Below are 24,207 nucleotides of genomic sequence, written 5' to 3' on the forward strand. Positions count from 1 at the left end.
TAATTTCTACGGCCATAAAATTACTGCCCATGTGGCGGTACCGGCCAAGAGACTCATCAACACAGCACATGAACCTAAATCTTTGGCTTTTCCACTGAGCTCGTGAAATTCACTGCCTATACGATCAACAACCATCTCAATGCCGGTATTCAATAGTTCGACAATCAAAACCATCAGGACGCTTAGCATTAGCACGGCACGTTCAACATTGGTTATATCCAGAAAAAATACCGATGGGACAAGAATGCATGCTGCTACAACTTCTTGCCGGATCGCCGCCTCAGATCGCCAACCACTTTTAAACCCTTGCCATGAATAACGCGCGGCCAAATATAGTCGCTTGAAACCTTGTGCGCTGGATTTCATCCATTACCTCTTCAATTGATAAATCTAACTACTTACACATTACCGCCTTTTACTTAAGGGAGCCTTAAGTGTTGATTTGCGTTTAAAACTGACCCACTAAACCCGCATATTTGCGTCGAAAATTGACCCACGTAACCGACTATCCTGCTTGTTTTTTGAGCGGGAGATAGGAGTGATTAACGTGGCCATTTTGAGCAAGATCAGACGTTGGTATTTCCGTGACAAACTCTCGTTACGGGAGATTGCACGACGTACCGGATTTTCCCGCAACACCGTTCGCCGCTACCTGCGCAATGAGATCAGCGAACCGGTTTATCCCAAGCGACAAACACCCAGTAAGCTTGATGCCTTTGCCGATAAGTTGCGGCAGTGGTTGGTCGATGCTGCACGCACCTCCCGCAAGCAGCGTCGTTCACTCAAACAGATGCACGCTGATTTACGTGCGTTGGGGTTTGAAGGCTCCTATGATCGCGTTGCTGTCTTTGCCCGCGATTGGCGCCGCCAGCAGTTGGAATCGAGTAAAGGTGCGAGCAAGCACACCTATATCCCATTGCAATTCAAACCCGGTGAAGCATTCCAGTTTGATTGGAGTGAAGACTGGGCGGTAATTGCGGGCGAACGGGTAAAGCTGCAAGTCGCTCACTTCAAATTGAGTTACAGCCGAGCTTTCTTTGTCCGCGCTTATTTGCTGCAAACCCACGAGATGTTGTTCGATGCGCACCATCATGCCTTTATGGCTTGGGGTGGCATTCCGCAACGCGGGATTTACGACAACATGAAGACGGCTGTCGATAAGGTAAAACGTGGCAAGCAGCGTGATGTGAATGCGCGCTTTGCAGCGATGGTGAGTCACTACTTATTTGATGCAGAGTTCTGCAATCCTGCTGCGGGTTGGGAGAAGGGTCAGGTCGAGAAGAACGTGCAGGATGCGCGAAGAAGGCTTTGGCAACAGGTGCCCGCCCAACCTTCATTGATTGCTTTGAATGACTGGTTACACGAGCGCTGCGTTCAACTCTGGAGTGAATCCACCCATCCCACTGAAGCATTAACCATTCAAGCGGCATTGGATCATGAGCGATCTTTCCTGATGCCGGTGGGGCAACCGTTCGATGGTTTTGTCGAGCAGCCCAAGCGCGTATCGCCCACCTGTTTAATCACCTTCGAACGCACGCGTTACAGCGTACCGTCTTCCTTCGCTAATCGACCGGTGAGTTTGCATACCTATCATGATCACCTGGAGGTGATTGCGGAAGGCAATATCATCGCGGTGCATACCCGCGTGTTTAACCGCAGGCATGAGCAGGTAACGACAGTGTATGACTGGCGACATTACCTCTCGGTGTTGCAGCGCAAACCCGGAGCCATTCGCAACGGTGCTCCCTTCGCAGAATTGCCCAAAGCCTTTCAATCACTGCAAACCATTTTGTTAAAGCGTGTCGGTGGTGACCGCGAGATGGTGGATATTCTTGCACTCGTGCTGCTGCACGATGAGCAAGATGTTCTCACCGCTGTAGAACTTGCATTGGAAACCGGTTCACCCTCCAAACAAATCGTGATCAATATCCTGAGTCGATTAGTAGAGGGAACACCCATCCCACCGATTGAAGTACCGCCTGCATTAGCACTGAGAGTGGAACCACTGGCTAACGTCACTCGCTACGATAACCTGCGCGCTCAAACCATCAGTACTCAAGGAGGACACCATGCACACTAATCCCATGATCCCCGCACTGAAGTCACTCAAACTCTACGGCATGGCCCATGCACTGAACGATCTTGCTGAACAGGATTCACCAGCATTCCAGGCGAGCACCGGCATCCTTGATCATTTACTCAAAGCAGAACTGGCCGAGCGCGAAGTACGTTCGGTGGCTTATCAACTGAAGACTGCCAAATTCCCAGCGTACCGGGATCTGAGTGGCTTTGATTTTACGAGCAGCATGGCCAATGAAGCATTGATCCGGCAATTGTGTGCCGGTGACTTTATGGATAACGCGCAGAATGTCGTGTTTGTCGGTGGCCCTGGAACGGGCAAAACCCACCTTGCCAGTGCCATCGGCATTCAAGCGATTGAGCAACTACATCGCCGCGTTCGTTTCTTCTCGACCATTGAATTGGTGAATGCATTAGAGAAGGAAAAACAGCAAGGCAAAGCCGGACAAATTGCATCACGTTTAATGCATACCGATTTAGTGATTCTGGATGAGATGGGCTATTTACCCCTCAGTCAAACTGGTGGGGCTTTGTTGTTCCACTTAATGAGCAAGTTGTATGAACGCACCAGCATGATCATCACCACCAACCTCAGCTTTGCTGAATGGTCGAATGTATTTGGTGATGCAAAGATGACTACAGCGTTATTGGATCGAGTCACCCATCATTGCCATATTGTTGAAACCGGCAATGATAGCTATCGTTTCAAAGAGAGTTCAGCACAACCGAAAAAGGAGAAAAAGACGACAACTTATCCACAACCCAAACCTGTAAAATAAACCATTAAGGGTGGGTCAAAATTCAACGCAAAAGGTGGGTCAGTTTTAAACGCAAATCAACATCCAGCCCTTTGACATTTAACTGTTCTCTTTCAGCAAAATACTTTACGTATTCGACCACGTTAGCAGCTAATAGCTCAAATATGATTTCAAGGAGAGATGCGTGTGAAGCGCGATAATTCGTCGTGAGCGCGCTCCTACTTAATGTAGGTGCTGGTTCGGTTAAAGCTCCAACCGCAGTAAAATATGACTTTCCGCCCTTAATACTTAAAAAAATACCTGGTTCGTCTAAAACATCTGATGGTTTAATCAGGCCGAGGCGTAGCAGAACGCCTATGTAATGCCGAGACATTGCTTCTGTCGGAGTCAATCTTCTCAGCATCAGTTGATGGAGACTCAAAATGGTTTCGTTGCTGTGAAAGCACTGCCAAATGGCGGTGAGGACTAAATGCTCTTTCAGGTGAATGTTTGCCGGAGCGGTCATAGCCAAGTTTTCGCTGTACCTATTTTGGGTACATTGTATCAATTTCGTAAATTAATGTGCCAGTTTGGTTCGGATATTGTTTAAGTTATAGCTCGGGGGAACAAAAAATATTCGATTTTATTGAAGCGATTATGAGGTCTCAGCGTCCCGATAGACAGAAATTTACTCATTGGTATAAAGCTCCACAAGCGTCTTCTAAACACGCATGTGGACTTGCCTGACGGCAATTAAATCCACTTCGTGGCCATTAAACTAATCCCAATGCCTATCTGATAAGTAAAAGGAATTTGTCCAATATCAGTTGGTATCAGCGCTCTAAATCTAACTCGATGTGGCGCAACTCAACAATTTCAAATTAGCTCGCTAGCTGATGTGTTGCCCTATTTGGATAAAGACAATCAATGTACCAACATAATCTTCCTCATTTAGGTGATGCCATATTTCGAATCCATATTTAACCCCTAAAGCTTTCAATTCTCACGTTCTTCAGTAATTTCCTGAAGATCTTACAAGTACAGGTTCTTGCAGATTTGCAAACTGCTCTCGTAGCTGAAGAATGTGTTCTGCCCAGTAACGTTCGGTGTTGAACCACGTAAACGTTGAAGGAAATGCTGGGTCGGTCCAGCGTCGTGCAATCCACGCAGCATAATTCATCATACGCAGAGTTCGGAGTGGCTCGATGAGAATTAGCTCAGAATCGTTGAACTCATGAAACATCTCATAGCCTTCTAGCAGTGCATCCAACTGCGTAGTTTGATCTTGGCGTTCGCCACTCAACAGCATCCATAAATCTTGTACGGCTGGCCCCATTCGGCAATCATCGAAATCAACGAATATCCCGCGATCATCTCGCCACAAAATATTGCCGGGGTGACAATCAGCATGAATTCGAATCGGTGTGTAGGCACACTCGCTGAATTGCTGCTCGATGATTTTAATGAGGTCTTTTGTTAACGAGTCGTACGCATGAAAAAGACTCGACGGGATGAAATCATTGTTAAGCAGGAACTCGCGACTATCAATGCCAAAGCTTTGAATATTAAGACTAGGGCGATGATTGAACGGCTGAACTGATCCAATTGCGTGCAATCTTCCAAGCGAGCGTCCGAGCAACTCCAAAGTATCGAGGCTGTCCAGTTCCGGTGCGTGTCCCCCGAAACGGGGAAATAGCGCGAAAGTGAATTCGCCATCTCGATGCGCACTTACTCCGCTTTCGTGTATGAGTGGCTGCACAATTGGCCACTCCGCCGATGCGAGCTCTTTTGAATAGTCGTGTTCCTCCTTAATCTGTTCGAAGGACCATCGGGAGGGGCGGTAGAATTTTGCTATGAGGGGAGCAGAGTCGGCAATTCCGATTTGAAATACGCGATTTTCGTAAGAATTCAATGCATTTAAACGACCATCACATTGATATCCCAAGCGCTCAACGGCATCAAGAATTCGTTCTGGTGTTAAGGTGCTGTAGGGATGGTCTGACATATTTTGAACTCATTAGTAAGGTACATCGGTGCTATTGGGATCTATTTGTAGATCTGTTACCACGCCATATTGAGCCACTTCTCCGCCAAGTTTACTAATCGTCTTTGCCATCTCCGCATTAAGATATAAAAGAGACATGTAGCGACTGCGTGCCACATCTAGATCACGCTTAAGTTGCTCAATTTCAGCAGACTGATTTGGATTGCTCTGGAGCCGCTTCTTTTTGACTGAAGGAGATTGCTCGCTTGTGGCGGATTCGATTTCAGCGATAAGTTGTTCAAAGCCTGGGCGATTACGAATAGTGCCGCGCTTGCGTCCCGCCTCAAGTGCGACTTGGTCCTTATTGATGGGCGATCCTTTAGGTACATGAACAGGCGCATTTTTTTTGAGGCGCTCCAGCGCGGCGAGGTATTCCATGACGGCATTAGTTGTTTTCATTTTTCAGCTTCCGCTGATTTGAAATATGTTGAATTTATAAAGTCGATCTCCTTAACAATAAGTTGGTAGGGACGACTGTTGGGTGATAATGTTTTCATATCAAATCGTAGACTTTCAATGTAGGTATCAAGCTTATCTGGCTTTAAAATTGCGTGCTCACACCCGCTGGTACAAGGTAGGACTAAATCAATCGCAAAGTGTGTGCAGCTTCCTTTCTTTACGCATCCACCGACTGGGGTTTCTCTATAACTAAATCGACCTTGTTTTACGGCTTTTTGAGTTTCATCTTTACTTGTGAATATTTTAGGCAGCGTATTCTTTTCTTTTGCGCGCTGGATCTGAGTTCCAATTGGCCCACTCAGTAAGTTCTCAGATTGAATAACTTGTTCATGGAAGCGAACACTCATGTTGAATGCGGCTGCATCGCGGAATGACTGCAGTATACTGCCACCATCAATCGGTTTTCCGTTCTCTCCGATTAGAAAGTTTTGTGCGTACGTTGAGTTTTCTGAGTAAAGTGCTGTCATCACTTCGGATAAGTGCTTGAACTGTGTTTTAAGTGTCGGCAGAGACACCATACCCGAACGACTTGCATAGACCGCCACAGAGCGTCGGAATTGGTGGGAAGTAAGTGGCCAATAGTTCCCAGCTTCGAATTCCGGATTATCGTCCCATGCTCTAAATGCATCGAAAACACGCAATTCATCCAGATCCTCGGCCTCAATTGTTAATCCAAGTGATTCAGAGGCGTTACGCCAATGTCTTGAACTGAATATGGTATTTGCTATCGGTATTTGATAATGAGGTTTCACGGAGGTCTTATCGCAGCACTCCCCGATAAAAAGAGGAGCATCGCTCGGAAATGAGTTCGAAGTGGTGTTTCTGCGGATCCATTTGAGGCGAGCGAGTTGCTGCGCAATTCTCACTGCATATACCCCTTCCTTTGACGTTGCCCAAATCAGCGGGCTACTATAATTGCCTTTATCCGTAAATTTTTTTAGGTGTGACACTAATACGGGTAAATCACCGAATCCTTTGGCTGATGAATGGGCTATCGGTTCGAAAGGCATTACTTTAACTTCCGAACTTCGCATTCCGGAAAAGGCATGAATGAGGATCACGCAAAGTGTTTGCAACTCTGTGATATGTGTATCCAAGGTTCGTAGTTGCTCGAGAGCCTTTCGTTCGACGTAAGTGTCCAAACCAAACCGCTTAATCGTTTCGGCAGTACTAAGGCATTGATTCATCGCTTCTTTCCAAGCGAGGAATTTGTTATTCGAACGGTGCAACCTGATGCGGCGAGTATTTATTTGGTAGTCAATGTAGTGGTCGACACAATATGTCGGGTCTGTTTGGAGCGCGACAATGTAGGCCTCTATGCTCGGGAAAAATGGTTCAATCGCTTTTAGGCGTTGCTGCGCGCCACTTATGACTCTGGCAAACAGCCGTGTAGGTATTAGAGGGTGTTGCTCTCGTTTATCTTCTGCTAGGAGACTGTTCTTAAGTAAGACAGACAGCATATCGGACAAATCAGCTTCGGGGACGATGCGAGGCACTTCGCATTTGATATTCTTTGTTGTATGCCAAAAGGCCGCATCTATCAATAGTCCTTTAATAGTTACGAATTGATAGGAGAACCCTTTGTCTGCGTTTACGATCGAGCTTCTAAGTGCCACTTGAAATTGTGCATTGCTCTCCGCTCCGCCGAGAGTTGTGTTAAGCGCGTGGGCGATCTTAGCAAGTGCGCGCAGAATACATAATACTTGGTTCAAGCGACTTATTCCTCGCGACCGTCCCGCGTTCGCGGTGGATTCGAACATGCACAGCCAGACGAGAGTCTTCATTTCTTCTACAATTTGAAGTGCTAAAGTATCCATCGCCCCGCGAGTGTTGATATCCCACCAGGACTCAAAGTTGTATGTATTACTTGCTCCGTAGATACGCCAATCCCACTTATTATGCTTGAATCGGCTAATTACATTTCCTAATTTATCGCGAGAAATGACAAACTCTGGATCGATCCCAGAACGGGCTATTTGCTCAAGGCTATCGGGGGCTGTAAGGGGGTCAGGCGTTGCGATAAGGATGCGAAAAGTCATTTTAAATCTCTTCCATTTCGAGCAAACCGCTTATCTTGGCGTTCCAATACGCGTCTCGCTCGCCTCGCTCGAATCGAAAAAGCGCATTATTTGCCAATTCAGAAACTCTGCCACTTGCGTTCAAAAGTTCGTTTAGTATTTGTTGAAGACGGTTGATATAAGGCGAGAACTTGCGGAAGTGGTCATCAATGTTGATAGAGCTAATGCGGCTTTGAACCTCGATCCAGAGTTTGATGGTCAGCAAGCGCAATATATCTTCAATATCGGCATGCAGTCCGAAGTGGACGCAAAAAATACACGTGACAGGTGCACCGCACCGAGGTTCGATGCCCAGCTCCTCGAAATCCGGAATCAATTTGGGATCATTCGTGTCAGCATCGCAAATTCCTGAATGTGTCTTTTCACCGCCTTCGATTATTCGCACGGGTTTGATGCCCATACTGCGCAGTTCCGCAGCCTTTGCTTGTGCGTCAAAGTACTCGTTCATTACTTTCGCAGCTTCTTCGCGATTTTTAAAAGCGTAGTGCCGTTCGATGGTTTGGGGCGTAGCAAACTGCATGTTCGCCGCCAGAAGGACATTTCCGCTTGAGCTTTCGAGAATGTTCACTGTTTTATGCTTGCGAGCTGATCGCGTTGTTAATGAAGGACCTCTTTCGGGCCAAAGAGGCAATTGCCTCAAAGATTCTTGCGAGAGTAATCTATACGGACTCCTGCTCCTCTTCGTCAGAAGAAATATCCCTACGTCCGGGGGGGACTGAAGCTGTAGGCTCATCCACTCACGCAGTTTGCGGTATTGCTTCCAGATGGTTTGAGCGAAGCGAATGTCGACAAGTTGGTCTTGCACTTCGTAGCCAGCACGGCCCTTGATTGCGCGTGTAAATGCAAGCCCGAGTGCCTTATCCAGTTTGTCGTTGCGACAGTCGACAGTTGCCAGATGCGCTGCGTTGTTTCCAGCCTCTGAGAGTAAAAGGTATCCAAAATGGCGGGTGGCATGGTTTGCCAGTTCACGTAGCGTGCTTGAAGAATATTGAAGATTGTGTTTCTGCATCTTCCTGAATGACTTTTCATTCGTCGGCGCGATGCCGTGTGCAGCCAGATGCGTTTTGAAATCTCTAAATTTCCCTTGAAATACTCCGTCGCGTTGGTAGAAGAAGGGGTGCCAATCGACACGTCGCCTCTCAGAAGTTGACTTAGACCACTCGCCTCCGCAGTTGTTAGCATCTCGGTGGTAGTAAATTAAATCTTCAAAGCCAAGATCCTTTAATTCTACCACCACAGGGGGCGTGGAATTATCGAGGACAGCTTGACTGAAAGCGTAAAAGAAACGTTTATGTAGTGCGTAGGCTGTTTCATGCTCCTCCGCTGTGGTGACGGGTGCAGGTAACTCCTTTACATGAGATCCTTTGTAAGATATTCGGATTGCCCAACTTTGGATCACATCAATATCCAGTTTACAGGCTATTCCACATAGATATGCCATTCCGAGTTGTAATGTTTGTGCCGTCGCAAAACCTATCGATTTGGCCGAATCACCCACATTCGATAAAAGGGTTCGGTGACGTAAATGGACCGTGTAATCTTGGTAAAGTTGGCGTGCTCCTGCAAGAGTATACAGCTCTCCCTCGCGACATTGCTGGTCTATCCAATTAAGCGCGGACTCGATCACACGAAAGTCTGGAACGCCTGAGCGTCCCTCCAGCAATCCTTTAATGATGGGTTTAATTAACTCGACCCGCTTTACACAGAGGCTCAGCGGGTTAACTTTATCTCTCTCAATTTTGGATGTAATGGACGAATCGATAGAGTGCCGGTCGAGATAACAAACGCGGTAGGGCCGCAAATAACGAGTGCTCCCGCTCAAAGTCGTGACGAGTCTAGTCAGTTCAGGTCTGAACTCCGGTGCCGCGTCAAAACTGCCTGTCCGAAATGTCTGGAGTTCAGGAGTGGTGTATGTGATGACGTCGGCTGTCATAAAGCAAAATGCTCAATGATGCCGTTGATTCGGTTGTGGTGAAATACAGTGGCTGCTCTAATGAGTTCGCTATTAACATCGTAATTCAAATAGCTCTGAGTCGTATTAAAGCTTGAGTGTCCCATGCGGGCTTTGAGTTCATCGCGCACATCTTTAGCGCCCGAGGCTTCGGAATCCCGAACAAAATTCATACCATATGTCGCTCGAAAGTCATGGAATTGAAACGAATTAAAATCAGGGTGCTTCAATCGTATATCCCTAATTAACCGGCTCAAATAATTGCGAACCGCATTTCCTTGATGAATAGGGAATGAAACCCGTTCCTTTGCCGAAATTCGTTTACTGAACGGGCCTTTTTGGCGATCAAAAGTTTCAGAGGTGCTGGTGTAATACGGAGATCCATTTGACGTTAGAAAAACGTAGTTCTCGCGGCTCTCCCCATAGAAGCTGATAGCGCGTCGATCATGGCATTCTTTTGATTCTATATAGTCCCGCAGTTTGCGAACCAGCGCGATTGGGATGTGGAGTCGATATCGTTTTTGGTTTTTAGTATCGACTCCGGTGCCTTCGCCAATTAACAATAGGACTTCACCATTCTTGGGAGGCTTGTTTAAAAGAGCGTAAACATCCTTTATTTTGAGTGTGCAGACGGTTTGAATTCGGGCACCGGTGTAAAGAGCTAACAAGCACATAAGCTGGAAGGCTCGATTGCCGCATACTCTGAGCTGTTCAAGGATTAGGGACTGTTCATCCTCCGTGAGTGGTCTTAGCAGCCCTCCATCGGCAATCACGCCCAAACGTTCACGCTGTGGTTTGGGGATCTTGAAGTTGGTGGTCTGTACTGTTTTGATAATCTGAACTCCTACAGAGCTCACAATAGGTATTCCGATAGCGGTACTCTTATACGGGACGTTTTCGATTGCAGATTCTTTTATCAGATCCCATCCGATGAGCCCGCGATAAAATCCGACTACGGATTGCATACGAGCTCTTGCCACACTCAAAGAAATAGGTTGCTCATTCTTTTGACGTAAAAGTCTTTTTAAATAGCGATAATAGGCCCATGTAACACGTTGCTCCTCCTCTCGCGGGAAGTGCAATTCGTGGATATCAATTCCTTCCGCACGTAAATGTTCAATCCATCGCAGATACATCACTAGGTGCTTAGCGTTGGATTTCAGAGTCGCTATTACCGGGGGCGCAAGCTTCGCCATTTCCAAGAACTTGCCCATTAAGTACAGGTTACCCAAATCCCAAGGGGTACCGTCTCCGCGAATCATTATCGGAAAATTACGAATCACTCCACCATCAACATTTGACAATTGAAGGGAAAGATCGGTGTGCTTGAACTTGGAAAAGTGGACAAATCTGTGGTCGCAGTTTTTGGCGAATGTGATTACTGAGGGAACAAAGACATCAATATAGGAGAGGCGTGCGTTCGAATTTAACGCTTGTTTGGATATTTTGTCTGCCCGCATCAGTGACCCCACTTGCAAATTTGTACATACATTTAATCACGTTAGGGGTGTCGAGTCTATATGTGCACGTTAAGGGTGTCGTAACTGTTGAGCGCCAGAATGCGCGCATCGGTTAAAAAACCGGTGCTGTCGATAGCATCCAACACCATATCGGGCGTGAGCAGTTCGTAAGGGTGGGCTTGGTTCATGGGGAGCGCTCGCAAAAGTAAGCCGCGATTGTACGCCGCTACGCGCTGGCGTGCTTGCCCAAGCCGATTTTGCGGTGCAGATCGTTTTATCCTGGCTAAATTTTGAAGGAAGCGGTTAAAAATGCTACAAGTAACATTCTGCCGATCAGAATAGACGCACTGTTTGCCAAAGCCTCCAACAATAGCCACAGCTAACAAACGGAATTCCTATGATTAAAATTGCCTTCTACAACCTCAAAGGCGGCGTGGGTAAAACCACCACCGCGGTCAACATGGCCTACATGGCGGCCGCGGCGAAAAAGAATGTCATCCTCTGGGATTTAGACCCGCAGGCGGCGGCCAGTTGGTTTTGTCAGCAAGAACCGGGTTCAGGCAAGGCGATAAAACTTTTTAATAAAGGCAAATCCATCGGTGAGATGGAGTTGTTCAGTCCCTATCCCAACCTGATGTTAATCCCTGCCGATTTGAGCCTGCGCAGTTTGGATAGCGAGTTTGATGAGCTGAGCAAAGACAAAAAATTCTTCAAACAGCTGCTTAAACCCCTGAGCGAAAAAGCCGATGTGCTGATTTTTGATTGCCCGCCCACGCTCTCGCCCAGCGTTGAGCAACTGTTGCAGGAAGTGGATATTCTGTTGATCCCGATGATTCCCAGCCCGCTATCGATCCGCGCGATGGAGCAAGTGGTGGAGTTTCTCGCCAGCAAAAAATCCGCCCCCAAGCGCATTGTCGGTTTTTTTAATCAGGTGGATATGCGCCGCAACCTGCACCGCGAGGCGATAGACAACAGCAAAAAAATGCCGGTGCCCATGCTCAAAACCTGGATTCCCAACGACTCCGCCGTCGAGCAAATGGGGCTGCGACGCGCACCACTTACCAGCTACAATCAACGCAGCCGCGCGGCACTGGCCTATCTCGATCTGTGGAAAGAAATAGCGCGCCTGCTGAAAGCCGCGGCCAAAGAAAGTGAATGATCGCTCTGCGGTTAATGTCTCACATCACACAAACGAGTTATCTGATGATCAAACGTTGTTCCCAATTGTGTCTGGCTGGTCTGTTATTTGTGTTGGCCGGCTGTGCAACCCACTCTGACTACCCAAGTTACCCAGCGCCCCAACCGCAAGAGCCGGTTAAACCAGCGCCCGTAGTTGTCCAGCCCCAACCCGGCGCGGTTACGCCTGCACCTGTCCCGGCACCGGCGATGGTACTTAACCCTGCTGCTGTTAGCCTCGCCAAACAAGCGCGCGGCCAGTATCAAGCGCAAGACTACCAAGGCGCCATCGCCACTGCCGAACGCGGCTTGCGCATAGAGCGTCGCGCGGCAGATTTGTATTTGGTGCTCGCACAAAGTTATGTGCAGTTGGGTTCCCCCGATAAAGCCAAAATGTTTGTGCAACAAGGCAAACGCTTTGCCACCCCAGGCTCAGACGCCGCCCAAGGTTTACTGCGTTTGGATTTGTTGCTGGGAAATTAATCCCGTCAGCTCCCCAAGCCAGGCTTGTGAACCGGACAGAAAAATCAGGTGAACTTTGCCGTGAATATTGCAACGCAAGTGCGCTTAGCACTTGCGTTCGCATTTGTACTCTAGGTGAATTTTGCGTTTCTGGATTGTCTGCTGGTGCCTGTGTAAATGTATGCCTTGCGGAGCATTTTTTTATGGCGTCCCCAAAAAAACATCCAAATCAACACTCCCTGTAACCCCATCAACACTCCCGCTTTGCGAATACTGCCAAAAATTATATGTGCTCCAACCAAATGGAATTTTTGGTGCAGCCACACCATATTCCGCAACCCAGAGTGGGTACTTGGAAAAATCAGTATTGATAGTTTGATTCCAAAATGAAGGGGCGGTGTAAATCATCGGCGTTCGGCCCAGAGCTTTTTCCACGGCGTCCAGCCAGATTTGCAAATTCGCGGCGACGCTGTTGCTGCCGTAATTGCCTTTAAAAATTTCAATATCCACAACCGGCGCCAAATCATTCGCAGCGAGTGAACCTACGGCAGTAATAAAATTATTAGCTTGGCTAACAGGGTCACCATTCGTTTCGTAAAAATGATAAGCGCCGCGCAAAATGCCGGCTGCTTGTATACCTTGCCAGTTGGTATGGAACTGCGGGTCAGTGTAGGTATTACCATCGGTAGCTTTTGCGTAAGCAAACGCAATTCCCGCCGCCTTAACTTTTTTCCAATCCACCGCGCCTTGATAATGGGAAACGTCTATACCTTGTAGTTGGTTGTTGGCAGTCATGAAATAATCCTTTGAACTAATTGTTTATTTATTTTTTGGTGTTCTTAACGCGATCTGTGTCAGGGAAAAGAGTTGTTTAATTCTAAGTGGCACCGTAGATTAATTTTGTTGGGGGCGGCTTTCGGCAAATGGCGGACCTAGGTGACGGGGTGCTCAGCAAGAGAAAAGGCCGATTTTGATGCCGGGCTGCCGATTTTTTACCACAGTCGCTTGTTATAAGCCGTCTGAAAGGGATTCCCATTTTGTCACCCTATCCCTAATGTTACTCATTGCAGTTTCAGCAAGCTTGGTTATAGTTTCTTGATTTTTTTCGGCTTGTTCCCAATACTCTATATAGTTCTTGTTATCCATAGGGTCTTTGTACTGATATTGGATGGACTCTGAGCGGCTCTCCTTTTCTATTGTTCGTATTGCCTCGTATATATTTTTTGGATAAAAAGGCCTTTTCTTTTCACGTACAAGATAAAGTGCTCGTAACGCTTCGTAAAACCTGCCAAGTCTCTCTCTTTTTATTTCTTCTTTAGACTTGTTTGGGTCAATGAAGTCCATTGCAGGCCTCAAGCTTAAACTTGCGTCCCTGACATCAACCAAAAGAGCTGAAAGCTCTGATAAAACATCATATTCCTTCTCATATCTAAATCCATGCGTATTGATCTGGGAAGAAAGTTCGGCACGAGCAGCTTCAAGCTGTCTGGCATGATCAAGTTTAACCGCTTCAATTTTTCCGGTTATCTCGCTTATATCTTCCTTTGTAGCCAGATTCTTCCCTTTTTCAGAGGAGTAGCTGAATAAATACTTTCTAAAAAGGAAAATACAACCAATAGCAAAGAGAACGAGTATTTGTAGAATTAAAGTTAAAATTTCCAATGCGCTAAATTCCTCAAGGCTTTGGTCTTACCCACAAAAAGTAGACACCCTAACTATGCAGCCAAGGCTGTCATTCGTTCAAACTCTGCTGGTGCAACATAACCAATACTGGAATGCCTGCGTAAGCGGTTATAAAAAATTTCTATGTATTCAAAGATACTCGATCTAGCATCTTCAATCGAGTGGAATTGCCGGGTATAAATCAACTCAACCTTCAGGCGACTGAAGAAGGACTCCATCGGCGCATTGTCCCAACAGTTCCCTTTGCGACTCATACTCGGAATGGCGTCATGACACCGCATAAAGTCAATATATTTTTGGGCACGATACTGGACACCTCGATCAGAGTGAATGATTAGCCCAGGTTTGACATCCCGGCGTTCAAATGCCATACGTAATGCATCAGTAATCAGCGCCTCCGTCATGCTGGTATCCAGCGACCAACCAACAATACTGCGCGAGTACAAATCCATCACTGCCGCCAGATAGAGCCACTGTTTTTCAACCCAGATATACGTAATATCCGTTGTCCATTTCTCATTGGGTTTGCTCGCACCGAAGCGACGCCAGAGTAAATTCTCCGATACATTATGCATCGTCAACGCATGGCTTCCATAATTAAATGCTTTCCCGTTGTGGGCCTTTAAACCTTGTAATTTCAGCACATTGGCAACAAAGTTAACTGAACAAGGCTGACCTATTGCATGCAACTCTTTAGCGATTCGCGGTGCACCATAGCGCGCCTTGTAAGTCGCATAAGTATCAATTATCTGGCGTTCACGGCATTCCCGTTGCAGTTGTCGTTGACTCTTTTCCCGATCAATCCAGCGATAATAACCACTGCGAGAGACAGACAGCACACGACACATCAGCGATACAGGAAAAGTCTCCCAGTGCTCACGAATTAACGCGTACTTTACTCGTGCTGGTTCGCAAAGTACGCAGCTGCCTTTTTTAAGAAGGCTAGCTCTTTTTCCAGTTCTGCGTTTCTTCGTTTTAGCTGACGTAACTCATCACTTTCATTTTTTGAATAATCAACACCAGCAATAGAATTAAATTGTTTTTCAGAAAGGCGGGTAAACTGACGGCGCCAGTTATAGATCTGTTGTGCGCTAATTCCAAGATCGCGGGCAACAGATGCAGTAGTGTTACCTTCCTTCTCTGCACGTTTAACTGCTTCACGGCGAAACTCTTCGGTGTAAGCTTGTGTTTTCTTGCGTGCCATAATGAGCACCTCCATATAGGATTTTCTAACTATACAGGGTGTCTACAGTTGGTGGGTAACTCGGTCACCTAACGCCGAAGTAAGCGGTGGTTTGTGTGTTGACGCTTTGCGCAATAATGGCGAAGCCATGCGCAAAACGGCGACGCACAAACCATCCGCTTGACTGAATTGTTATGTGTTTCTTGATTATCCACCGACCGTGATAATGCTGCCTTCAAGCCACTCAATATGGATGTAAAAGTCGGAATCAACCAGAGCGATAATCCTAATATTTAGAGTTCCAGGCTCAAAATCGCCACCACCACTAGAAAGAACCCCACCAGTGAATCCAGCACTACACTCCAAATCTGATGAATAGCGCCCGCTAACTTCAAATTTTATAGTTCCTTTTTTTACACTAGTATAAATTTTTCGACATTTTTTAACTTCGCCAAAGTTTTTTTGTTCGCCGGCCTTCAGAGATAAATCTTTTTGGTACCTCTTTCTACCATCAATAGAATCTTGGCCTTCCGCATTTTCTACAGTATTTTCGCTCATTTTTCCGCCTCCACATTTTTGTTTACGGCATTTCAAAAGGTGATGCCGTTGCACCTATTAAATACATAACAGTTTATTAAATTGCACCAACTATATAACCCACAGAATGTTATTCCAACTAATTTGGTGTGGTGCTGTATAACTCCAAAAGTAGATGAATCTTCATTCGATTTAGTTCGCGCTAAATCAAAGGGTTAACTGTCACTCCGAATTAATTATGGAGTTATACAGCACAAACAATCTCAATTGGTTACTGCGCTCATTTGGCTGACTGTCCGTTTTGGACACACAGCCAATCTTAAAACCTGTTGCGGTTCGTAAACTCACCAGCAACCTACGGGCATACTGCTACCTTTTAAATCCATCGCTATTTACAAATTCAGCCCGCTAATTTGCCCTCAGGGCAATGGCGTGAAATTGATTAGATACCATAGCGTTATGCTGTGCCAGTCGGTATTACGGTGCATTACTTTATTGACCACCGGAAGGGAAGCCATTGCTTGCGACCGGAGAGCGGGTTTCTATATTTAATAGCATTTTGGTATTGGTGTATTTGTATCGATAGGTTTTGTAAATGGCCTGTATGGCCACATACAATTAGCCCCATGGCGTTTAACTCCCTAATCTGCACCCCGTTGAAGCAATTAACCCACGGGCGTAGCCCATATAGATCTAGGAGTGTGACTCATGGCAACTATCAATTCAGAAATCAAACCTTTCAGTGCCCAAGCTTATCATCAGGGCAAATTTGTTCATCTGACCGAAGCTGACGTTAAAGGCAAATGGGCAGTGGTGTTTTTCTACCCAGCCGACTTCACCTTTGTGTGCCCCACTGAATTGGGCGATCTGGCCGACAACTACGCCGAATTCCAAAAAATGGGTGTAGAGATTTATTCCGTATCGACCGATACCCATTTCACTCACAAAGCCTGGCACGACAGTTCCGAAACCATCGGCAAAATTCAATACCCAATGATTGGCGACCCAACCGGCACTATCACTCGCAATTTCGGTGTGATGATTGAAGAAGCTGGTTTGGCTGATCGCGGTACGTTTGTGATCGACCCACAAGGCAAGATCCAAATTATCGAAGTTAACGCCGGCGGTATTGGTCGCGATGCGTCTGAACTGTTGCGCAAAGTAAAAGCCGCGCAATACGTTGCAGCGCACCCAGGTGAAGTGTGCCCGGCGAAATGGAAAGAAGGTGAAGCGACTCTGGCGCCATCACTCGATTTGGTTGGCAAGATCTAACGCTAATTTATTCGTCACTCCCGCGAACGCAGGAGTCCAGTTGGTTTTATGGATACCCGCGTTCGCGGGCATGACGACAGATAAAAAAGATGCGCAAAAAAGCCCGCTCACAAGGCGGGCTTTCACAAAAAAATCCCACGGAGACGACCATGTTAGACGCCGCGATCAAAGGCCAACTCACTGCCTACCTTGAAAAACTGCAAGCGCCTATCGAACTGATAGCGAGCTTGGATTCTGGAGCCAAAAGCACCGAAATGTTAAGCCTGTTGGAAGAGATTACGACGCTCTCCAATAAAGTCAGCCTGCGTCAAAACGGCAACGCAACATTAACGCCTTCATTTCATATTGGCGCTGTGGGTTCCAGTGCGCGCATTCAATTTGCGGGCATTCCGATGGGCCATGAATTTACTTCTTTAGTGTTGGCATTGCTGCACAGCGGTGGTCATCCGCCCAAAGTGGATGCAAAAACCATCGAACAAATTAAAGCGATAGATACACCATTGCATTTTGAAGTATTTGTATCGCTCTCTTGTCACAACTGTCCGGATGTAGTGCAGGCCGTTAATTTAATGGCCGCGTTAAATCCCAACATTTCTGCCACCATGATCGACGGTGCATTGTTTCAACAAGAAGTTGATGCTCGCAAAATCATGGCGGTGCCCACGGTATTTGTTAACGGCGACCACTTCGGTCAAGGCCGTATGACGCTGGAAGAAATTATCGCCAAAGTGGATACCGGTGCGGCTGAGCGCGATGCAAAAGCGCTGAGCGAACGCGCACCTTATGATGTATTGGTTATCGGCGGTGGCCCAGCAGGTGCAGCGGCGGCAATTTATTCTGCGCGCAAAGGTATTCGCACTGGTGTAGTCGCCGAGCGTTTTGGCGGTCAGGTGTTGGATACAGTATCCATAGAAAATTTTATTTCGGTGAAAGAAACCGAAGGCCCGAAATTGGCGATGGCCTTGGAACAACACGTTAAAGAATACGACGTGGATGTAATGAATCTACAAAAAGCGGCGCAGGTTATTCCTGGTGATAATCCCGGTGATTTGATTGAAGTAAAACTCGCCAGCGGTGCGAGTTTAAAAAGCAAAAGTATTATTCTCGCCACCGGTGCACGCTGGCGTGAAATGAATGTACCCGGCGAGCAGGAATATCGCGGTAAAGGCGTTGCCTACTGCCCACATTGCGACGGCCCCTTATTTAAAGGCAAACGCGTCGCGGTAATCGGTGGCGGCAACTCCGGTGTGGAAGCGGCAATTGATTTGGCCGGTATAGTCGCCCATGTCACCCTGATCGAATTCGATTCAAAATTGCGCGCCGACGCGGTATTGCAACGTAAATTATTCAGTTTGCCCAACGTGACGGTGATCACTGAGGCTATGACCACCGAAGTGATCGGCAACGGCGAAAAAGTTACCGGGCTTAAATACAAAAGCCGCAATACCGATGAAATCGCGACTGTTGAGTTGGAGGGGATTTTTGTCCAAATCGGTTTGCTGCCCAATACCGATTTCTTAAAAGGCACTGTGCAGCTGACTAATCGCGGTGAAATTGAAATCAATTCACGCGGTGAAACTTCTGTGCCCGGTGTATTTGCTGCTGGTGATTGCACCAACGTGCCCTACAAGCAAATTATTATTGCCATGGGCGCAGGTGCTAGCGCGTCGCTCGGTGCGTTTGATCATTTGATTCGCACCAGCGCGCCAGCGTAATGGTTGTTGAAAAAAATCTGGCGATAATCCCTGTGCACTAACAATATCGAATAAAAAAACGCGCGATCAGTGATGGTCGCGCGTTTTTTTGTTGGCCATTAAATTCATACTAAAGCCGGCAAACTAAACCAAAATACACTGCCGCCATCGGGCGTTTTTTCATAGCCTACATCGCCGCTTAAAGCGCGGGCGATACGTTTGACAATAGACAAACCCAAGCCGTGACCGTCGGCAGATTTGTGTTCAAACTGCACAAATAAATCAAATAACTGCTGTTGCTCCAATTCGCTGAGGCCGGGGCCAAAATCTTTTACCCAGCATTTAACTGTACCGTTGTCCATGACAGTGGCGCCGAGTTGAATTTGCGGTGCGGTGCCGCCGTACTTGAGGGCGTTGGATAAATAATTCACCCAAATTTCCTCCACCCATTGCGCCTGGCCGAGCGCTTGCGGCCAGTCGCTGGCGAATTCAATGCGCGCGTGATTTTTTTCAATCAGCGGTTCCAGCCGGCTGCAGGCTTCTTCGGCAATGTTGCGAATATCCAGTGGCACTAGGCGCACTTGTTCCGTTTTGCGCAGGCTGGCAAGCAGTAGCAGGGAGTCGATAATCGCCTGCATTTTTTGCGCCGAGCGCTGCAAGCCCAGCAGCAAATCGCGCTTTTTGGTTTCGGCTAAATTAATGCCAATGCCTACTGCGCTGAGCATGGCGGCGCTTGCAGCCATAGTGGTGAGCGGTTGTTTTAAATCGTGGGCGACTGTGTGGGCGTAGGCATCCAGCTCGTAATTTTGCTCCAGCAGTGCGGCGGATTGTTGTTCCAGAATTTGCGTTTTTTCTTCCAGCGCGAGGGTTTTTTCCTCCAATGCCTGAGTGCGTTGGGCAACTAGTTCTTCGAGTTTTTCGCGGTGTAGACGCAACTCTTCCATTAGTCGCGTGCGATTATCCAGGTCGTCGCGAATACGAATACGCATTTGGTTGATGGCTTCCACCACGGTATCCAACTCGTCCGCCTGATGCAGTTTATGGCGCGCGAGTATGAGCGGTTGCTCCAGGTTGGTGAGATCCAAATGCCGGGCGTAGTGCGCCATTTTTTCCAAGTGACGGCTCACCCACCAGTGAATAATAAACAGTACAAACACAGCGCTCAGGAGCAGGCTGGAAAGGGTGGTGATGGCAATGCTCTGCGCGGTTCGAATGAGATCGGCAGTAATACGGTTATCCATCAGCGACACATTTAATTGGCCGAGTAAAAAATTTTCGCCGTTATCTTCAAAGTGTACGGGCAGTGCAATCTGCGCTAGGGGTTGTTGAAAATCGGGGTGACGCTTTTCCCAGCGGTTGCCTATGTCATCCTGCAATGTCACCTCGCCCACGTCAGCTAATTCGGCGATGCCTTTTACTAAGACGGCGATGCGCGGCTCATCCACCGACCACATGGCGGCGGCTAACAGTGGCAGGTAATTGCGCTCTATATCCTGCGCGCGCAAGCGGGTTTCCTGCAGTGCATTTTGATAGGCGCTGTAAATTTGCAGGCTGGAAATAATCACTGCGAACAGCAACGTGCTGAGCAGCACGGTGGATACAATCCGCAGCCCCAACCCCTGCGGACGACGGCGTGTTTTGTGTGGTGCAGGAGGGTTAGCTTGATGGCTGGCCTGATGCGGCGGAACAGCTAAGGGCATTCAAAAACCTCGTGTGGTGTCGTACCACAAAGCGGGATTGTCGAGCGGCGTTTCCGCCGGTAGCAGTGGGTTTTCCAAACGGACAATTTCGCGTTTATCCAATTCCATGCGTTTGATGCTCTCGCCAAAGTGCTGCAGAAATAATGCGCGCATGCTGCCGTCTTCCATCGCCATGATTAAACCACGTTGAATGGCATCGGCCAGCTCGGGGCGCTGTTTGTTAACAAAGTAGTAAACCGGTGCGGGGTAGTAAAGCACCCAGCGCGGTGCTATCGCCAGCGGAATTTGCGCTTGGGTTTTTATCTCCGGTAACACCTCGGTAATGGCGCGGGGAAAATAGGCAATGCGCCCCCGCTTCAACATATAAAACAGGCCCTGATAGTTGGTGGTGGGGGTAATTTTAAAACCGTTGTGGCGCAGAATCTGGTAATCCGGCCAATCCTGCTCTTGTCCACTGCGCAAATTTTTTAGTTCGTCGAGGCTGAGAGAGGCAAACAAGTCGCGGTGCTCGGGGTTAATTAATAGGAGCCGCCAACCTAACAAGCCGCGATCAATAGGAATACGAATGGGCAGCAAGCGCTGCTCGCGTTCGGGGGTGGTGAGTGTCCAGGTGATATCCAGTTCGCGCCCCAGTTCTACATGGCGCAGGGTGCGCGATTGCGCCATGTCATGGCTTGCGGCTTTGGGTTGGTAATCGCCCCCCGCTTTAGCCAGCGCCAGTTTGAGCAGCGCGACCGGATAGTGGCCGCGTTCATCCAAAATACGTGATTCTGCCCAGGAGTAGACCACCGTTTCTGTGGCGCGGACAGGCATTGCCAGCAGCATCAGCAGTGCCAGTAGGGCGATTCCATCATGGGCAAGGCTCCCTGCAAGGCAATTAAACGGCAGGCGCAGCATAAACAGCTCGTAGGCAAATCGTGCAGATTGGGACGTCTCCCAGAGGCAGATGCGAAGCAGGTGGGCAGTGGGAATACTAAAGAGTATAGACGTTTTTCGCGCCAGCTAAGCGCTGCCAATGTGGATTTTATCGCGCCTGAAAACGGTATTGATCAGAGCGGATTTTATGCTTAACACTGTTTTGCACCGTTTTGGTTCATTTGCGGTTGACTACTGCCAGTCGATGGGGGAAATTGAGGCCGGTGGTGCATTGGTGTAATGCATTGTTACCTACTATTTCTGTCAGGGCGATGTCGATGAGTGATGTAAACGTAAGGTTAGAGCAAATATTCCAGCAGGTGGTGCGTCGTAATCAGGGCGAACTGGAGTTTCATCAAGCGGTAAAGGAGGTGGTTGAAACCCTTGGCCCGGTATTGGTGAAACACCCTGAATATGCACAGCATAAAATCATCGAGCGAATTTGTGAGCCTGAGCGTCAAATCATCTTCCGGGTGCCCTGGCAGGACGACAAGGGCGAGGTGCAAATTAACCGTGGTTTTCGCGTCGGTTTTAATAGCGCACTCGGCCCCTATAAAGGCGGTTTGCGTTTTCACCCATCGGTTTCGTTGGGCACGATTAAATTTTTAGGTTTTGAACAAACCTTTAAAAATGCGCTCTCGGGCATGCCAATCGGCGGCGCCAAAGGCGGTGCTGATTTTGACCCCAAAGGCAGATCCGATGGCGAAGTCATGCGCTTTTGCCAAAGTTTTATGACCGAACTCTATCGCCATATTGGTGAATTCACGGATGTACCCGCCGGTGACATTGGGGTGGGTGGGCGCGAGATCGGCTATTTATTTGGCCAATACAAACGCATCACCAATCGCTACGAGTCCGGTGTGTTAACGGGTAAAAGCCCAAGCTGGGGTGGCGCTCTGGTGCGTCGTGAAGCAACGGGTTACGGCGCGGTATTTTTTGCGGAAGAAATGTTGAAAACCCGTGGTGAATCCATTGAAGGCAAAACCTGTGTGGTCTCTGGCTCGGGTAACGTAGCCATTTACGCGATTGAAAAATTACAGCAGTTGGGTGCCAAGGTTGTTGCTTGTTCTGACTCAAACGGGGTGATTTATGATCGCAAAGGCATTGACCTCGCGCTGCTAAAACAGTTGAAAGAAGTGAAGCGCTTGCGCGTGAGCGAATATGTAAAATCCCATCAGGATGCGCAATACATAGAGAACGGCAATATTTGGGATATTCCCTGCCAAGTGGCATTTCCCTGCGCGACACAAAATGAATTGAATGAAGCCTCGGCAACCATGTTGGTAGCCAATGGCCTGATGGCGTTGAGTGAAGGCGCGAATATGCCGGTGACGCCTGGCGGGATTAAAGTGCTGCAAACGGCGAGTGTTTCCTATGCGCCGGGCAAAGCGGCCAATGCTGGTGGTGTGGCAACCTCGGCGTTGGAGATGCAACAAAACGCCAGTCGCGATACCTGGTCTTTTGAGTACACCGAAGAGCGTCTGCATAAAATCATGTGCAATATCCATCGCGATTGTTATGAAACTGCCAAAGAATATGGGCACGCCGGCAACTATGTGGTCGGTGCTAATATCGCTGGTTTCCGCCGCGTTGCCGAAGCGATGGTGGCATTTGGTATCATTTAATTAACGGTTAGTAAAACTAAAAATCGCGCCCGTTTTATTACGCGGCGCGATTTTTTTTGCCGGCGAATAATACCTGATGCTGTGCTTTTATCGTTTTGCGCAGCAAACCGTGTAATTCATGAATCCCCTGTTGCCACACACCTAATGCGGAGTCGCTATTAATATGCCCGACGTTTTTAATCCGCAAAAAATCCGCGCCCCAGAGTAATGCCCAATAGGCCGCCTTGGCTTCTGTCAACCAAGGGTCATTGCTGCTGGCAATCACTTTAGTGGGCACCGCGAGCGAGTGCTGTGGTAATTGTTGGGCAATATGAAATTTGTCTGGGTCTGCCGGTGCCACTAAAAACAGTGCCGCAATTTTGTCCGGAAATTCCGCCGCAATACTGGCGCTCGCCAAGGTGCCAAAACTGTGGGCAATAATCAGCGCCGGTTTGTTGAGCTTGCTGAGTTCAGCGCGAATGCCTGCTTTCCATGCTTCCAAATCCGGCGTATCCCAATTATCCAGCGCGATACGTTTGCTGTGTGGCAATTGTGCTTGCCACAAACTCTGCCAGTGTTGTTCGTCGCTATTGCGCAAGCCGGGCACAATGATGACCGGAAAAGTTTCCAGTTGATGCGGCAAGTGCAGTACCGGGCGCTGCCTTGTAGCGCTGGTGGTATCGCTGAAGGTATGGCTGATATTTGTAGTCACCTTGGGGCTCCGCTGCGAATAGCATTGATTGATGCGCGCAGCTTAGTGGCAGCGGCAGCATTTTAAAAAGAACCAATTTTTATGTGCTTATGCTTAAAAATTGCAGTGGTGAACAGTTATAAGCTAATAGAAAAACGGTATTTTTGATTTTAAAAACATCTGAATACTATGGCGCCGTCGCTGGGCACTTAGGGTTTTATAAGTCGTCCGGTTTTTTATTATGAGGCTCTGTTATGGCAAACCATCATGCTGAGCCTGTCACTATCGCGGACGATGTGCTGGAAGAAATAAAAGATCAACTGGCACAAATTCAATACGGCTCATTGGAAATTCAAATTCACAATGGCCAGGTAGTGCAGCTCGAACGACGTGAAAAAAAGCGCTGGGATAAAAGTGTCCACACTAAATAAATTTGGCGTTTCTATTAATTATTAAACACACAAAATTCCACTGACCGGACC

23 protein-coding genes and 1 pseudogene are annotated in these 24,207 nt (G+C 47.8%); 8 read left to right on the plus strand and 16 right to left on the minus strand.

Going from position 1 to position 24,207, the window contains the following annotated elements; genetic code table 11:
• Positions 1–6 precede the first annotated feature (6 nt).
• Positions 7–366, minus strand: coding sequence for a diacylglycerol kinase (locus NNX04_RS16915; RefSeq protein ID WP_261946552.1), 360 nt, complete (start codon positions 364–366; stop codon positions 7–9).
• A gap of 172 nt (positions 367–538) precedes the next feature.
• Here NNX04_RS16915 and istA point away from each other — a divergent pair, with 172 nt between their 5' ends.
• Positions 539–2,080 (plus strand): IS21 family transposase, encoded by a 1,542-nt coding sequence (istA, locus tag NNX04_RS16920; protein WP_261946239.1) that lies wholly within the window; start codon positions 539–541, stop codon positions 2,078–2,080.
• Positions 2,070–2,858 (plus strand): IS21-like element helper ATPase IstB, encoded by a 789-nt coding sequence (gene istB, locus NNX04_RS16925; RefSeq protein ID WP_261946238.1) that lies wholly within the window; start codon positions 2,070–2,072, stop codon positions 2,856–2,858. The genes istA and istB overlap by 11 nt, the downstream gene beginning before the upstream one ends.
• Positions 2,859–2,880: 22 nt before the next feature.
• On the opposite strand, the gene NNX04_RS16930 is transcribed toward istB, so the two are convergent.
• The 7 genes from NNX04_RS16930 to NNX04_RS16960 form a co-directional block, all read right to left on the minus strand.
• Positions 2,881–3,342 carry a hypothetical protein gene (locus NNX04_RS16930; protein ID WP_261946553.1) on the minus strand — a complete coding sequence of 154 codons (462 nt, stop codon included), beginning with the start codon at positions 3,340–3,342 and terminating at the stop codon, positions 2,881–2,883.
• A gap of 486 nt (positions 3,343–3,828) precedes the next feature.
• Complete coding sequence (locus NNX04_RS16935; protein ID WP_261946554.1) at positions 3,829–4,821, minus strand: serine/threonine protein kinase; 993 nt, start codon at positions 4,819–4,821, stop codon at positions 3,829–3,831.
• Positions 4,822–4,833: 12 nt separating this feature from the next.
• Positions 4,834–5,259: a hypothetical protein gene (locus NNX04_RS16940; RefSeq protein WP_261946555.1), complete on the minus strand. Its 426-nt coding sequence runs from the start codon at positions 5,257–5,259 to the stop codon at positions 4,834–4,836.
• Positions 5,256–7,358, minus strand: a complete 2,103-nt coding sequence (locus NNX04_RS16945; protein WP_261946556.1) for a hypothetical protein — start codon at positions 7,356–7,358, stop codon at positions 5,256–5,258. Before NNX04_RS16945 ends, NNX04_RS16940 begins: the two co-directional genes overlap by 4 nt.
• Before the next feature lies 1 nt (position 7,359).
• Entirely contained in the window at positions 7,360–9,330 is a 1,971-nt protein-coding gene (locus NNX04_RS16950; protein ID WP_261946557.1) for a hypothetical protein, read from the minus strand.
• Complete coding sequence (locus NNX04_RS16955) at positions 9,327–10,808, minus strand: tyrosine-type recombinase/integrase (protein WP_261946558.1); 1,482 nt, start codon at positions 10,806–10,808, stop codon at positions 9,327–9,329. Before NNX04_RS16955 ends, NNX04_RS16950 begins: the two co-directional genes overlap by 4 nt.
• Before the next feature lie 56 nt (positions 10,809–10,864).
• Positions 10,865–10,996, minus strand: a complete 132-nt coding sequence (locus NNX04_RS16960) for a hypothetical protein (RefSeq protein WP_315973054.1) — start codon at positions 10,994–10,996, stop codon at positions 10,865–10,867.
• Between the two features lie 209 nt (positions 10,997–11,205).
• Between NNX04_RS16960 and NNX04_RS16965 the strand changes: the two genes are divergently transcribed.
• Both NNX04_RS16965 and NNX04_RS16970 read left to right on the plus strand, forming a co-directional pair.
• Positions 11,206–11,967, plus strand: a complete 762-nt coding sequence (locus NNX04_RS16965) for a ParA family protein (protein WP_078044144.1) — start codon at positions 11,206–11,208, stop codon at positions 11,965–11,967.
• 44 nt (positions 11,968–12,011) lie between these two features.
• Positions 12,012–12,467 (plus strand): tetratricopeptide repeat protein, encoded by a 456-nt coding sequence (locus NNX04_RS16970; RefSeq protein ID WP_261946559.1) that lies wholly within the window; start codon positions 12,012–12,014, stop codon positions 12,465–12,467.
• Positions 12,468–12,647: 180 nt separating this feature from the next.
• Here NNX04_RS16970 and NNX04_RS16975 read toward each other — a convergent pair whose 3' ends face one another.
• From NNX04_RS16975 to NNX04_RS16995, 5 genes and pseudogenes are all read right to left on the minus strand, one after another.
• Positions 12,648–13,241 carry a glycoside hydrolase family 25 protein gene (locus NNX04_RS16975; protein ID WP_261946560.1) on the minus strand — a complete coding sequence of 198 codons (594 nt, stop codon included), beginning with the start codon at positions 13,239–13,241 and terminating at the stop codon, positions 12,648–12,650.
• 213 nt (positions 13,242–13,454) lie between these two features.
• Positions 13,455–14,108, minus strand: a complete 654-nt coding sequence (locus NNX04_RS16980; protein ID WP_261946561.1) for a hypothetical protein — start codon at positions 14,106–14,108, stop codon at positions 13,455–13,457.
• A 53-nt stretch (positions 14,109–14,161) separates the two neighbouring features.
• Positions 14,162–15,025 (minus strand): annotated as a pseudogene (locus NNX04_RS16985) (IS3 family transposase); the annotation flags it as partial.
• Complete coding sequence (locus NNX04_RS16990; RefSeq protein WP_007646377.1) at positions 15,025–15,333, minus strand: transposase; 309 nt, start codon at positions 15,331–15,333, stop codon at positions 15,025–15,027. The gene NNX04_RS16990 and the pseudogene NNX04_RS16985, both read right to left, overlap by 1 nt.
• Positions 15,334–15,519: 186 nt before the next feature.
• A complete protein-coding gene (locus NNX04_RS16995; RefSeq protein ID WP_261946562.1) occupies positions 15,520–15,870 on the minus strand; it encodes a hypothetical protein in 351 nt (116 codons plus the stop codon).
• Between the two features lie 687 nt (positions 15,871–16,557).
• Here NNX04_RS16995 and ahpC point away from each other — a divergent pair.
• Both ahpC and ahpF read left to right on the plus strand, forming a co-directional pair.
• Entirely contained in the window at positions 16,558–17,121 is a 564-nt protein-coding gene (gene ahpC / locus NNX04_RS17000; RefSeq protein WP_094984558.1) for an alkyl hydroperoxide reductase subunit C, read from the plus strand.
• A gap of 149 nt (positions 17,122–17,270) precedes the next feature.
• Positions 17,271–18,836 carry an alkyl hydroperoxide reductase subunit F gene (gene ahpF / locus NNX04_RS17005; RefSeq protein ID WP_261946563.1) on the plus strand — a complete coding sequence of 522 codons (1,566 nt, stop codon included), beginning with the start codon at positions 17,271–17,273 and terminating at the stop codon, positions 18,834–18,836.
• A 104-nt stretch (positions 18,837–18,940) separates the two neighbouring features.
• Here the strand turns inward: ahpF and NNX04_RS17010 are convergent, their stop codons facing one another.
• Both NNX04_RS17010 and NNX04_RS17015 read right to left on the minus strand, forming a co-directional pair.
• Positions 18,941–20,515 (minus strand): sensor histidine kinase, encoded by a 1,575-nt coding sequence (locus NNX04_RS17010; RefSeq protein ID WP_261946564.1) that lies wholly within the window; start codon positions 20,513–20,515, stop codon positions 18,941–18,943.
• A complete protein-coding gene (locus tag NNX04_RS17015) occupies positions 20,516–21,412 on the minus strand; it encodes a substrate-binding periplasmic protein (protein ID WP_261946565.1) in 897 nt (298 codons plus the stop codon). It abuts the gene before it with no gap.
• Between the two features lie 296 nt (positions 21,413–21,708).
• Here NNX04_RS17015 and gdhA point away from each other — a divergent pair, with 296 nt between their 5' ends.
• Positions 21,709–23,055 (plus strand): NADP-specific glutamate dehydrogenase, encoded by a 1,347-nt coding sequence (gdhA, locus tag NNX04_RS17020; protein WP_261946566.1) that lies wholly within the window; start codon positions 21,709–21,711, stop codon positions 23,053–23,055.
• A 37-nt stretch (positions 23,056–23,092) separates the two neighbouring features.
• Here gdhA and NNX04_RS17025 read toward each other — a convergent pair whose 3' ends face one another.
• Positions 23,093–23,746, minus strand: coding sequence for an RBBP9/YdeN family alpha/beta hydrolase (locus NNX04_RS17025; protein WP_261946567.1), 654 nt, complete (start codon positions 23,744–23,746; stop codon positions 23,093–23,095).
• Between the two features lie 233 nt (positions 23,747–23,979).
• Between NNX04_RS17025 and NNX04_RS17030 the strand changes: the two genes are divergently transcribed.
• On the plus strand, positions 23,980–24,156 hold the full coding sequence (locus NNX04_RS17030; RefSeq protein WP_151055925.1) for a YezD family protein: 177 nt from the start codon (positions 23,980–23,982) through the stop codon (positions 24,154–24,156).
• The last annotated feature ends 51 nt before the right edge of the window (positions 24,157–24,207 follow it).

The sequence above is a fragment of the Cellvibrio sp. QJXJ genome (genome assembly GCF_024452345.1).
Classification (GTDB): Bacteria; Pseudomonadota; Gammaproteobacteria; order Pseudomonadales; family Cellvibrionaceae; genus Cellvibrio.

Coding starts and splice junctions, on each gene's coding strand:
- NNX04_RS16915 (WP_261946552.1), bottom strand. CDS start 366: ATGAAATCCAGCGCACAAGGTTTCAAGCGACTATATTTGGCCGCGCGT.
- istB (WP_261946238.1), top strand. CDS start 2,070: ATGCACACTAATCCCATGATCCCCGCACTGAAGTCACTCAAACTCTAC.
- NNX04_RS16930 (WP_261946553.1), bottom strand. CDS start 3,342: ATGACCGCTCCGGCAAACATTCACCTGAAAGAGCATTTAGTCCTCACC.
- NNX04_RS16935 (WP_261946554.1), bottom strand. CDS start 4,821: ATGTCAGACCATCCCTACAGCACCTTAACACCAGAACGAATTCTTGAT.
- NNX04_RS16940 (WP_261946555.1), bottom strand. CDS start 5,259: ATGAAAACAACTAATGCCGTCATGGAATACCTCGCCGCGCTGGAGCGC.
- NNX04_RS16945 (WP_261946556.1), bottom strand. CDS start 7,358: ATGACTTTTCGCATCCTTATCGCAACGCCTGACCCCCTTACAGCCCCC.
- NNX04_RS16950 (WP_261946557.1), bottom strand. CDS start 9,330: ATGACAGCCGACGTCATCACATACACCACTCCTGAACTCCAGACATTT.
- NNX04_RS16955 (WP_261946558.1), bottom strand. CDS start 10,808: ATGCGGGCAGACAAAATATCCAAACAAGCGTTAAATTCGAACGCACGC.
- NNX04_RS16960 (WP_315973054.1), bottom strand. CDS start 10,996: ATGAACCAAGCCCACCCTTACGAACTGCTCACGCCCGATATGGTGTTG.
- NNX04_RS16965 (WP_078044144.1), top strand. CDS start 11,206: ATGATTAAAATTGCCTTCTACAACCTCAAAGGCGGCGTGGGTAAAACC.
- NNX04_RS16970 (WP_261946559.1), top strand. CDS start 12,012: ATGATCAAACGTTGTTCCCAATTGTGTCTGGCTGGTCTGTTATTTGTG.
- NNX04_RS16975 (WP_261946560.1), bottom strand. CDS start 13,241: ATGACTGCCAACAACCAACTACAAGGTATAGACGTTTCCCATTATCAA.
- NNX04_RS16990 (WP_007646377.1), bottom strand. CDS start 15,333: ATGGCACGCAAGAAAACACAAGCTTACACCGAAGAGTTTCGCCGTGAA.
- NNX04_RS16995 (WP_261946562.1), bottom strand. CDS start 15,870: ATGAGCGAAAATACTGTAGAAAATGCGGAAGGCCAAGATTCTATTGAT.
- ahpC (WP_094984558.1), top strand. CDS start 16,558: ATGGCAACTATCAATTCAGAAATCAAACCTTTCAGTGCCCAAGCTTAT.
- ahpF (WP_261946563.1), top strand. CDS start 17,271: ATGTTAGACGCCGCGATCAAAGGCCAACTCACTGCCTACCTTGAAAAA.
- NNX04_RS17010 (WP_261946564.1), bottom strand. CDS start 20,515: ATGCCCTTAGCTGTTCCGCCGCATCAGGCCAGCCATCAAGCTAACCCT.
- NNX04_RS17015 (WP_261946565.1), bottom strand. CDS start 21,412: ATGCTGCGCCTGCCGTTTAATTGCCTTGCAGGGAGCCTTGCCCATGAT.
- gdhA (WP_261946566.1), top strand. CDS start 21,709: ATGAGTGATGTAAACGTAAGGTTAGAGCAAATATTCCAGCAGGTGGTG.
- NNX04_RS17030 (WP_151055925.1), top strand. CDS start 23,980: ATGGCAAACCATCATGCTGAGCCTGTCACTATCGCGGACGATGTGCTG.